This is a genomic window from Pseudomonas brassicacearum subsp. neoaurantiaca (assembly GCF_013608025.1).
Taxonomy (GTDB): domain Bacteria; phylum Pseudomonadota; class Gammaproteobacteria; order Pseudomonadales; family Pseudomonadaceae; genus Aquipseudomonas.
Genome location: NZ_VDLV01000044.1, coordinates 191,086 through 201,236 on the forward strand (window position 1 = coordinate 191,086; position 10,151 = coordinate 201,236).

The window sequence follows — 10,151 nt, forward strand, 5'->3', positions numbered from 1 at the left end:
TCGAGGGGGCTGTCACTGTGTGGGAATTGGTCAAATCCGGCGGCTGGATGATGTTGCCGATCATTCTGAGTTCCATCGCGGCACTGGGTATCGTTGCCGAACGCCTGTGGACCCTGCGGGCCAGTCGCGTAACTCCGGAGCATTTGCTCGGGCAGGTCTGGGTCTGGATCAAGGACAAGCAACTGAACAAGGACAAGCTCAAGGAACTGCGGGCCAGTTCGCCGCTGGGAGAAATCCTTGCCGCAGGCCTGGCCAACTCCAAGCATGGTCGCGAGATCATGAAGGAGTGCATCGAAGAGGCAGCCGCCCGGGTCATCCATGAACTGGAGCGCTACCTCAATGCCTTGGGCACCATCGCCGCGATGGCGCCGCTGTTGGGCCTGCTGGGTACGGTGCTGGGCATGATCGATATTTTCAGCGCTTTTACCGGTACCGGCATGACCACCAATGCGTCGGTGCTGGCGGGCGGTATTTCCAAAGCCTTGATCACCACCGCCGCGGGTTTGATGGTGGGTATCCCCTCGGTGTTTTTCCATCGTTTCCTGCAACGCCGCGTCGACGAGCTGGTGGTGGGCATGGAGCAGGAAGCCATCAAGTTGGTCGAGGTGGTGCAGGGCGATCGTGAAGTGGACCTGGCCGGGGGCAAGAAGTGAAATTCCGCCGCAAACCACGGGAAAACATCGAGATCAATCTCGCGTCGCTGATCGACGTGGTTTTCATCCTGCTGCTGTTTTTCGTCGTGACCACCACGTTCACCCGGGAAACCCAGCTCAAGGTCGAGTTGCCGGAGGCCGTCAGTGGCTCGCCAGCTGAAGACCAGCAATTGAAAAACCTCGAAGTCACGATCAGCGCCGAAGGGACGTTCTCGGTGAACAACCAGTTGCTGCCCAAAAGTGACCTGGCGAGCCTGATCGAGGCCTTGCAGAAGGAATCCGGCGGCGACACCAGCCTGCCGCTGTCCATCAGCGCCGACGGCAAGACGCCCCATCAATCGGTCATCACGGCCATGGACGCAGCCGGCAAGCTCGGCTTCAGCCATCTGCGCATGACCACGGTCGAGGCGGCGCCTGCACCTTGATGGCCATGTCCGATCGATTGCTTGCCGCCTGGTATGAAGGGCATCCCGCCCTGACGCTGCTGCGACCGCTGGAATGGCTGTACCGACGCGTCGTGGTCGGCAAGCGCGAGCGTTTCCTGGCGGGCGAGGGTGAGATATACCAGCCGCCCGTGCCACTGGTGGTGGTCGGCAATATCACCGTGGGCGGCACTGGCAAGACGCCGTTGATCCTGTGGATGATCGAGCATTGCCAGCGCAGTGGCCTGCGGGTCGGCGTGGTCAGCCGGGGTTATGGTGCCAAGCCGCCGCAATTGCCTTGGCGAGTCGAGGCCAGCCAAGGCGCCAGCATCGCTGGCGACGAGCCATTGCTGATCGTCCAGCGCACCGGCGTGCCGTTGATGATCGATCCCGATCGCAGCCGGGCTGTCCGGGCTTTGCTGGAGGCCGAGCCGCTGGACTTGATCCTGTCCGACGACGGCATGCAGCATTATCGGCTGGCCCGCGATCTCGAGTTGGTATTGATCGACAATGCCCGGGGGCTGGGCAATAGGCGTTGCCTGCCCGCCGGCCCGTTGCGCGAGCCGGTCGAGCGCCTGCAATCGGTCGACGCCGTGCTGTTCAACGGCGCCGCCGCTGATCGCGACGACGGCTTTGCCTTCGAGTTGCGGCCCACCGCGCTGGTCAACCTGGCCAGTGGTGAACGGCGCCCCATCGACCATTTTCCAGCAGGCCAGGCCTTGCATGCCGTGGCCGGCATCGGCAATCCCCAGCGTTTCTTCAAGACCCTCGAAACGCTACACTGGCGGCCCATACCGCACGGGTTTGCCGACCATGCCGAATACAGCGCCGAGGCCTTGAGCTTCATGCCGTCCCTGCCAGTGGTCATGACGGAAAAGGACGCAGTCAAATGCCGCGCCTTCGCCGCGCCCGACTGGTGGTATCTGGCGGTGGACGCTGCTCCGTCACCGGCCTTCGCGGCCTGGTTCGATACGCAGTTGATGCGCCTGTTGCCGGATCGACTCTTGCCTTAACACGTTTTATCCAGGGGAATTACATGGACACCAAACTGCTCGATATCCTGGCTTGCCCGGTCTGCAAAGGCCCGCTCAAGCTCAGCGCCGACAAGACCGAGCTGATCAGCAAGGGCGCCGGATTGGCCTATCCGATTCGCGACGGCATCCCAGTGATGCTCGAGAGCGAAGCCCGCACCCTGACCACTGATGAGCGCCTGGATAAATGACCACTGCCTTTACCGTCGTCATTCCGTCGCGCTTTGCCTCGACGCGTTTGCCCGGCAAGCCGCTGCTGTTGATCGCCGGCAAGCCGATGATCCAGCATGTCTGGGAGCAGGCCAGCAAGAGCAGCGCCCAGCGCGTGGTGGTCGCGACCGATGACGCGCGCATCGTGGAAGCCTGCAAGGGTTTCGGCGCCGAGGTGGTGATGACCCGTGAGGATCATAATTCCGGTACTGATCGCCTGGCGGAGGTGGCCGAAAAACTCGGTCTCTCGCCCGACGCCATCGTGGTCAACGTGCAAGGTGACGAGCCGATGATTCCGCCCAGCGTGATCGATCAGGTCGCGGCCAACCTGGCGGCTCACCCGGAAGCACAGATGGCTACCCTGGCCGAGCCGATCGAGGACGTGCAGACCCTGTTCAATCCCAGCGTGGTCAAGGTCGTCAGCGACCTCAATGGCCTGGCGCTGACCTTCAGTCGGGCGACGTTGCCGTGGGCCCGGGAGGCATTCGCCAAGAACCCGGACGTGTTGCCCGAAGGCGTACCGTACCGTCGTCACATCGGCATTTATGCCTACCGCGCCGGTTTCCTCCAGGATTTCGTGGCGTGGGGGCCGTGCTGGCTGGAAAACACCGAATCCCTGGAACAGCTGCGTGCCTTGTGGCACGGCGTGCGAATCCATGTTGCCGATGCGCTGATCGCCCCGCCCACCGGTGTCGATACCCTTGAAGACCTTGAGCGCATCCGTCGCCTGTTGGAGGCTTGATGCGGGTTTTGTTCGTCTGTCTGGGCAACATCTGTCGGTCGCCGACTGCCGAAGGCATCTTGCGCCACAAGTTGCGCGAGGCCGGGCTGGAGGGGCAGGTGGAAGTCGCTTCCGCCGGTACCGGCGACTGGCACGTCGGCAAGGCGCCGGACAAACGCAGCATGGCCGCGGCCCTGCGTCGCGGCTACGACTTGTCGGCCCAACGTGCCCGGCAGGTGACCCGTGCCGATTTCGCCGCCTACGACCTGATCCTGGCAATGGACAGCAGCAATCTGCGCAATCTCAAGACCCTGCAACCGGCCAATGCCCGTGCGGAACTGGATCTGTTCCTGCGTCGTTACGAGGCCGAACTCGACGACGTACCAGACCCGTACTACGACGGTGAGCAAGGTTTCGAGCAGGTGTTGGACCTGATCGAATGCGCCACGGATCGTCTGGTGATCGAATTGAAGGGGCGGTTATGAGCTTGAAAGTTCGGGCGGACATCAGCCTCAAGCCGTTCAACAGCTTTGGCGTGGACGTCAACGCCCGGCTGTTCGCCGAGGCCCACAGCGATGCGGATGTTCGCGAGGCCTTGGCTTACGCCGCGGGTCACGACGTACCGTTGCTGGTCATCGGCGGTGGCAGCAACCTGCTGTTGACCGGTGACATCGACGCCTTGGTGCTGCGCATGACTAGCCAGGGAATTCGTCTGTTAAGCGATGATGGCGAGCGGGTGGTAGTCGAGGCCGAAGCCGGGGAACCGTGGCATCCGTTTGTCCAGCACACCCTGGCCCAAGGCTGGTCGGGGTTGGAAAACCTCAGCCTGATTCCCGGTACGGTGGGCGCGGCGCCGATGCAGAACATCGGTGCCTACGGCGTGGAGATAAAGGACGTCTTCGCTGGCCTCACGGCTCTGGATCGCTACACCGGCGAGCTGCGCGATTTCACCCTCGATGAATGTGCTTTCGCCTACCGTGACAGTCTGTTCAAGCAGCAGGCGGATCGCTGGCTGATCCTGCGGGTACGTTTTGCCCTCAGTCGTGTCGCGCATCTGCATCTCGAATACGGCCCGGTGCGCCAGCGGTTGACCGAACAAGGCATCGACCAAGCCACGCCCACGGACGTCAGCCGGGCTATCTGCAGCATCCGCAGCGAGAAACTCCCGGACCCGGCCGTGCTGGGCAACGCCGGCAGCTTTTTCAAAAACCCGTTGGTGCAGGCCGCACACGTAGCGCATCTCAAGGTGCAATACCCCGACCTGGTGGCTTATCCACAGCCTGGCGGCCAAATGAAAATCGCCGCTGGCTGGCTGATCGAACGCGCCGGCTGGAAAGGTTTCCGCGAAGGCGACGCCGGGGTGCATAAGTTGCAGGCGCTGGTGCTGGTCAATTATGGCAATGCCACGGGACTGGAGCTGCTGGATCTGGCCCGACGGATTCAGAAAGATATCGCCGAGCGGTTTCAGGTTGATCTTGAGATGGAGCCTAATCGGTACTGAGGGGAGCAGATCGGCAGTTGGGTTTGGCACGGTCTGCGACTCAACCGATGGGCCGGGATAACTGGGCTTATCCCGGCGCTTCTTCCGTGGGCTCAATCATTCAACAAGCAGCCTTAACAGTTCTTCCATCAGGTTCGTACCGGTTCTGCCGGTAATAAAACGTTCCTTCGCGCCTCTGTCCCACACAGAAAACCGCATCATAGAAAAGAATGCTCTGACGAACCGGGTTGGCAACGATAAGGTTCATTCTTGCGTAATACGTGTTCCCGGGGTTCAACGACTTCGACGCCACCTGCTCGTGATATCCAGACGGCAAGAAGCCATAGGAAACACAACCTCCAGGTCCTAGTTGGATAGGCGTGCCGTTTTGGTCCAGTTCAATTTCCCACATTGCCTTGCGCCTCCCATCTCGTAGGTTTTTCTCAGACACCCATATCGAATCAAGCCTTATGCTGTTCGAGGCTGCCTTTGGCACGCAAATAAGCATTTCTCCGTTATCTGAATCGATAACCGCTTCGCCCCGCATTCCCCATGGGGTAGCCGCGATTGGAGAAGAAAATGCGCCCAATACAACGCAAAAACACGAGATAAAAATGTCTCGTGGCATCCCCAACCGAAAGTCATCCATGCAGTATCCAATCGACCTTTTCTGTTTCGACCGTTATCCGGTCCGGGAACAGGAAACGGCTCTGGCGGTTACGTACGTTTAGCGTCGGCAGGATCTCGCCTTTTTCGAAGCGGCGGACGACGGTGTATCCGGCGGCAATCCAATAGCCAGTTCGTGGGCACGCCTGGCCGCTTTGGCAGCTCAGCGAGGGGGCGGCGGCCCTGATGTATGCAGGTGAGCTGGGCGTGGGTTTGCCGGTGGCGGGTTCGAGACCTTTGGCCTCGGCCAGCTCGCGGATCAGTGCCTCGCTGGGTTTTTGCGGTGGGACATTGGCCAGGCGGGCTTCGAGCCATTGGAGCTTGCCGTCCCATTCAGGCAGCTTGGCGGGTGGCAGGGGGAGGATTTCGTTGATTTCGGTGACGGTGGGGTTGGCATAGGAGTAGTTCGCCAGGATTCGCCAGATTGTTTCGTAGCGTTCGGCGCGTTCGAGGTCTTCTTGTTGGCCGAGGTAATATAATTTGTCGGTAATGGGATGAGCTCGAAATGCCTCTTCCAGCCAACCGGACGAGGCTTCATCGCCAGCAACCACTCCTAATTGGAATGCCTCTATAGCCTGTTGATGCAAACCCTTGTGTTTAAGATAAATGCCCAGCGTAACAGCGGCCCTACCATGACCTTGCTCGGCGGCGCAACGATACATTTGTATCGCTATTTCCGGCACAACATCAATGGCCTCGAGTTTTTCCCCTACGAAGTATTGGGCCTGGGCGTTACCCTCATCGGCTGCTTTACGGAAGTAACGTAAAGACATGTCAGTGTCTTCATGCAGCCCCGCTGAACCTTGTTGCAGGAAGATTCCGACGAAGTAGTAACCCGTTGCTACTCCTGCGTCGATCAAGATTTGGCTCATGCGCAAGTGCTGGGCGCCATTGAGTTCGAAACGACCGCGCATGGCGCCGTTCTGCAGGTTGATGTTGGCCTTGTAATGACCATGCTCAGCGGCGATGCGATATAACCGTTCAATCTCGGTATCGACGGTCTTGTCCTGCTTGAGCTGGTTGCTCTTTTGCAACCAGCGCGCGTATTGAAACAGCACATCGCTCTCGGCGGAGGGGGCTGGGATCGTTTCGTGTTGGCAGGTGAAGGCCAGCTTGGCCTCGATCTCGGTTAAAGGCTTCACGGAAGGGTCCTTCTCGGGGAAATTAAAAGCGCCACTGTTGCCACAAGCGGCCAGCAGCAGGCAAGACAGCAGGAGGATTCGACGCATCAGTCGAGGTCCTTCAGGATGGCTTTGTCGTAATGGAATTCGACGAGCGAAGCGTCGGGCTTTTCCTTGTTTTTTTGGAGACGTTTGTTGTTGTTGATAATCGCCTCCCAAGCCTTAAACGCCTTCTTCGGATCATCCTGCGACCCCTTCTTTTTCGTATGCAGATCCCACAACCGCCGCCGCAACGCCTGGGTCACGCTCATCCACTCATGGGCAATGTTCAGCTCGCTGTCCACCTGCATGCTGCGGGTGTTGATGTTGGCCGAACCATGGGTGGTGAACACGTCGTTGATGATCATCAGCTTGGAGTGGATGTATACCGGCATCCAGGGTTTGCCCGGTGAATCGGGAGCGACCAGGGAGCATATGTGCACCTTCAAGCCAGGTATTTCCTCGGGCACAACGGTGCTGTCGAGGATCTCTTGTTTTTCGCGTTCGAGATCGGCCTTCCATTGGGCCTGTTCCTGTTGGCCAAGACGGTCGTTCGGGTCGGCGCGGGGCATGGGCGGAAATTCCTTTTCCATTTTTTGGATGCGCCGCAGCTTGGTAACGCCGGGGATGGTGTTGGCGCGCCCGAGGCTTTCGAGCATGCGTTGGGTGTTCACGGTGCCGGCGCCGATGCCATCGTCGGTGGCGTTGGTGACCACGAACAGATGCAGTGCACCGTGCAGGCCGGGATCGCGCCCGGCCTGGGTCTGGGTGGCGGCGACCGACTTGATGAATTCGGCCAGCGGTGGCCAGCGGAAATACTGGTTTTCGATGTAGATGAACTGGGTCGCGTTGTTAACGGCTTGCATGTAGAGCCGCTCGATGTCGCGTTTGCCCGCCTGGGGTTGGGTGCGCAGGATCTGCGCCATTTGCGGCATGCCGTGGGTGCGCAGTTGCGGCCCGACCTTCATGGATTGGCGCGAGGCGAGCAGGTCTTCGCCGGTTTCCTTGCGCCAGGCAGCGGCGAAGTTGTGATGCAGGTGTTCCAGGATCGGCCCGCTGAGCCGGCAGGAAATGTCCTGGCGCGGCGTATCGCCGCGTGGGCCACGGTTGGGGGCGGGTTTGCTGTCCTGGCTTCGGTTCAGTGCCGAATGTTTGTTGGTGTCCCAGTACTCGTCGAGCATGTTGTGGCCCATGATGAAACCGACCGCGCAGTCCGGTAACTCATAGTCGACCAGCACGCTTTTCTGGTGGTGGGTGGCCGTCCATCTCAGCGTTTGGCGCATCTTGGTGCTGATTTCGCTGTCGAGGCTCGCGTATTTCACCCAATGGGCGATCTCACCCCTTTCATCGAGGTTGAATCCGCGACTGACAAACACCGGCAGTCCGCTGGCGGTGCGTTGCGCGGCCTTGTCGTCGGCGACCGCGCACGTCGCAAACCATTGGCGATCGAAGGCGTATTGTTCTTCGGTGGTGCGTTGCATCACCCGGTCCATGAGGCGGATCGAGCCTTTGCCGGGCAAATTGGCCTCACCGCCAAAGCCGGCGGTATTGAACGGCATTTCCCAACCCAGCAAGCGTACCTCGACGCCTTCCCGGGCCTTGGCCATGAGCAGTTCGCCAATGCTCGGCGCCATGCCGTCGCGGATGAAATACATCGACGGCTGGAAGCCCCAGCAGATGATGTCGATGCTCTTCTTGGCCTGGGCAATGGCCTGGTGCACGGCGGTGAAGGTTTCCTGGCCATTGACCAGCGCTTGATAGCTGGCCGCCACGGGATGGTATTCAGTGTTGTGGACGTACCACGGCGGGGTGCAAACGGCTTCGTTGGTGTGCCGTAGGCAAATGGGTACCACGATGTCGGGTTGCATCATTGCTCTGTCTCTTCCTTGTTATGGTTGGGGCCATCCATTTGGATGGCATACAGCGCGCGGTTGTCCGTGTGCGCGGAGGGTGTATTCACTTCGGCGTTGGTCTGTACGGGGTGGTTATGCAGACCACGATTGGCCAAGTGCGCCTGCTCGGCGTTGCGGTACTCGGTGGGCACCGGCAATTGGTAGCTCACGCCGTTGACCAACGTCAGTTGGTAGCCACGGGTGACGACTTGATGGTCGATCATGAGTTGCCCACTGCCATCGAGTACGCCTTGCTGGACCGGTACGCCATCGGCCTTGAGTGTGTAAGGCATGCCCGCCCAACCTTCGCCCGATGCATTGGGCGTTTGCGGTAGGCGCAGGCGCAGCGGTTGTTTGGATAGGCGCCGAGGGTAGTCCGGGTGTGCAGCCTTCATGCTGGCAGCGCCTTGCACATATTCGAAATTCGCCGACCTGACGACAAAGTCCCCCAGCGTCCCCGACTCGATCACACCCTCATCCAGCGTGATGTAGCTGCCGCCTGCGTTAAGGGTGATTTTCTTTTTCGCCACGATGCGGATCTCGTCCTCGGTGCTGCTGATGTCCAGCCCATGACGCGCCATCAGTTCCAGCTTGTCGTTCTGCGCTTGCACGATCACCGGCCCCTGGTTGGCAATCAACTTGAGCCCCAGCTTGCGCACGAACAGGCTCAGCCCTTGGCCCACGCCGACAAAAAGGCGCTTGACCACGCTGAGGTCGGCTTCGCCGCCGGCGTTGAGCATCAGGTTGTGTTGCGCGGCGAGTTGCAGGTGCTTGCCGCTGGTCAGCGCAATGCCTTGCGGAGCGCTGAGTAGCAGGACGGAGGTCTTGAGCTGCTCGAGGTCCTGCCTGAGCAAGGCCAGTTGCGCCTGCACGTCGGCGGGGTCGGCCTGGCTCGCCTGCGCATCGCTGGAGAGGCTGTCCAACTGGTCGGCGGCCTGTTGCAACCGACCTGTCGCCTCGCTCATATCGAGCACCTGGCCTTGGGCGCGGGGCTGGGCATCAGCACTGATAAACACCCCCCTACCGCCCCTAATCGCCCCCCAGCCATCCGTGCGCAACTCAAACCCTTCCCCCCGCTTCTTACGCTCGGCATCCACCAAATGCCCCAGGTTCAACTGGCTCTTGCCACTGTGCTCAGTGCTGAGCTTGATGTGTTCCTCCCCGCGGGTGTCGTCCAGGCGCAGTTTGTTGTTGGTCGGGGTGCGCAGGACGTTGCGGCGTTCGTTGCGGGCGGTGACCGGGTCGGGCTGGCGGTCATCGTGCAGGGCGTGGGCGATATAGGGGCGGTCGGGGTCGCCTTGTTCGAAGGCGATTGCCACTTCGGTGCCGGCCTGCAGCGGGAAATGCAGGCCGTGGGTGTCGCCGCCGTAGGGGCGGGCCAGGCGCAGCCAGGCGCTTTCGCGGCCGGGTTGCCAGGTGTCGCGGTCGAACAGGAAGCGCACTTTGTAGCGGCCTTCGAAGTCGAGGTCGGCGTAGGGCGGGTTGACCACCGGGTGGCTGATGCGGGCGGGGATGGTGCCGCTCATGCGCGGTTTGGGCAGCAGCGCTGGGCGAAAGCACACGGTTTCCGAGTAGGGAATGGCTTGGAAGTGGGCGACGAAGCTGCGGTCGCGGGCCGCTTCGGTGCGCAGGCTGACGATCACCGCGCCGGGCCCGAAGGCCCTCGGCGCGCCGCCGGTGATGTCGAGGCGCTGTGCCGGGGCCAGGATGGCGCTGCTGGTGGTGCCGCTGAGGCGGGTCTGGTCGTTGAGGTAGAGCTCGTGGCGCAGGCGGGCGTAGAAAAAACCGCTTTCGCTTTGCAGGTCTTCGTCCAAGGCGTAGCGCTCGCCCAGCACCGTGTAGGGTTCGCCGTAATGATAGGCCTCGCCGTAGGTGCCCTTGGCACCTCGGGTGTGGTCGACTTCGCCGTCCAGGAA

11 protein-coding genes are annotated in these 10,151 nt (G+C 61.0%); 7 read left to right on the forward strand and 4 right to left on the reverse strand.

The window, feature by feature from the left end; genetic code table 11:
- The first annotated feature begins 17 nt into the window (after window positions 1-17).
- From FHK92_RS21805 to murB, 7 genes are read left to right on the forward strand one after another with little or no spacing between them, the layout of a single operon-like run.
- Window positions 18-653 carry a MotA/TolQ/ExbB proton channel family protein gene (locus FHK92_RS21805; RefSeq protein WP_181289926.1) on the forward strand — a complete coding sequence of 212 codons (636 nt, stop codon included), beginning with the start codon at window positions 18-20 and terminating at the stop codon, window positions 651-653.
- Window positions 650-1,078, forward strand: coding sequence for an ExbD/TolR family protein (locus tag FHK92_RS21810; protein ID WP_181289927.1), 429 nt, complete (start codon window positions 650-652; stop codon window positions 1,076-1,078). The genes FHK92_RS21805 and FHK92_RS21810 overlap by 4 nt, the downstream gene beginning before the upstream one ends.
- Entirely contained in the window at window positions 1,078-2,088 is a 1,011-nt protein-coding gene (lpxK, locus tag FHK92_RS21815) for a tetraacyldisaccharide 4'-kinase (protein ID WP_181289928.1), read from the forward strand. The genes FHK92_RS21810 and lpxK overlap by 1 nt, the downstream gene beginning before the upstream one ends.
- 23 nt (window positions 2,089-2,111) lie before the next feature.
- On the forward strand, window positions 2,112-2,297 hold the full coding sequence (locus tag FHK92_RS21820) for a Trm112 family protein (RefSeq protein WP_003179363.1): 186 nt from the start codon (window positions 2,112-2,114) through the stop codon (window positions 2,295-2,297).
- Window positions 2,294-3,058 (forward strand): 3-deoxy-manno-octulosonate cytidylyltransferase, encoded by a 765-nt coding sequence (gene kdsB, locus FHK92_RS21825; protein ID WP_181289930.1) that lies wholly within the window; start codon window positions 2,294-2,296, stop codon window positions 3,056-3,058. Before FHK92_RS21820 ends, kdsB begins: the two co-directional genes overlap by 4 nt.
- Entirely contained in the window at window positions 3,058-3,522 is a 465-nt protein-coding gene (locus FHK92_RS21830; RefSeq protein WP_181289932.1) for a low molecular weight protein-tyrosine-phosphatase, read from the forward strand. Before kdsB ends, FHK92_RS21830 begins: the two co-directional genes overlap by 1 nt.
- Window positions 3,519-4,538 carry a UDP-N-acetylmuramate dehydrogenase gene (gene murB / locus FHK92_RS21835; RefSeq protein ID WP_181289934.1) on the forward strand — a complete coding sequence of 340 codons (1,020 nt, stop codon included), beginning with the start codon at window positions 3,519-3,521 and terminating at the stop codon, window positions 4,536-4,538. The genes FHK92_RS21830 and murB overlap by 4 nt, the downstream gene beginning before the upstream one ends.
- Before the next feature lie 100 nt (window positions 4,539-4,638).
- Here the strand turns inward: murB and FHK92_RS21840 are convergent, their stop codons facing one another.
- From FHK92_RS21840 to FHK92_RS21855, 4 genes are all read right to left on the reverse strand, one after another.
- On the reverse strand, window positions 4,639-5,166 hold the full coding sequence (locus tag FHK92_RS21840; RefSeq protein ID WP_181289936.1) for a hypothetical protein: 528 nt from the start codon (window positions 5,164-5,166) through the stop codon (window positions 4,639-4,641).
- Window positions 5,159-6,412, reverse strand: coding sequence for an SEL1-like repeat protein (locus FHK92_RS21845; RefSeq protein WP_181289937.1), 1,254 nt, complete (start codon window positions 6,410-6,412; stop codon window positions 5,159-5,161). Before FHK92_RS21845 ends, FHK92_RS21840 begins: the two co-directional genes overlap by 8 nt.
- Window positions 6,412-8,214 (reverse strand): phospholipase D-like domain-containing protein, encoded by a 1,803-nt coding sequence (locus tag FHK92_RS21850; protein WP_181289938.1) that lies wholly within the window; start codon window positions 8,212-8,214, stop codon window positions 6,412-6,414. Before FHK92_RS21850 ends, FHK92_RS21845 begins: the two co-directional genes overlap by 1 nt.
- Window positions 8,211-10,151: DUF2345 domain-containing protein (locus tag FHK92_RS21855; protein ID WP_181289939.1), on the reverse strand; the 1,941-nt coding region annotated here is incomplete at its 5' end. The genes FHK92_RS21855 and FHK92_RS21850, both read right to left, overlap by 4 nt.

What these genes read in the sequence shown, in the direction of transcription:
- lpxK (WP_181289928.1), top strand. Translation starts at nt 1,078, where the DNA reads ATGGCCATGTCCGATCGATTGCTTGCCGCCTGGTATGAAGGGCATCCC.
- FHK92_RS21820 (WP_003179363.1), top strand. Translation starts at nt 2,112, where the DNA reads ATGGACACCAAACTGCTCGATATCCTGGCTTGCCCGGTCTGCAAAGGC.
- kdsB (WP_181289930.1), top strand. Translation starts at nt 2,294, where the DNA reads ATGACCACTGCCTTTACCGTCGTCATTCCGTCGCGCTTTGCCTCGACG.
- FHK92_RS21830 (WP_181289932.1), top strand. Translation starts at nt 3,058, where the DNA reads ATGCGGGTTTTGTTCGTCTGTCTGGGCAACATCTGTCGGTCGCCGACT.
- murB (WP_181289934.1), top strand. Translation starts at nt 3,519, where the DNA reads ATGAGCTTGAAAGTTCGGGCGGACATCAGCCTCAAGCCGTTCAACAGC.
- FHK92_RS21840 (WP_181289936.1), bottom strand. Translation starts at nt 5,166, where the DNA reads ATGGATGACTTTCGGTTGGGGATGCCACGAGACATTTTTATCTCGTGT.
- FHK92_RS21845 (WP_181289937.1), bottom strand. Translation starts at nt 6,412, where the DNA reads ATGCGTCGAATCCTCCTGCTGTCTTGCCTGCTGCTGGCCGCTTGTGGC.
- FHK92_RS21850 (WP_181289938.1), bottom strand. Translation starts at nt 8,214, where the DNA reads ATGATGCAACCCGACATCGTGGTACCCATTTGCCTACGGCACACCAAC.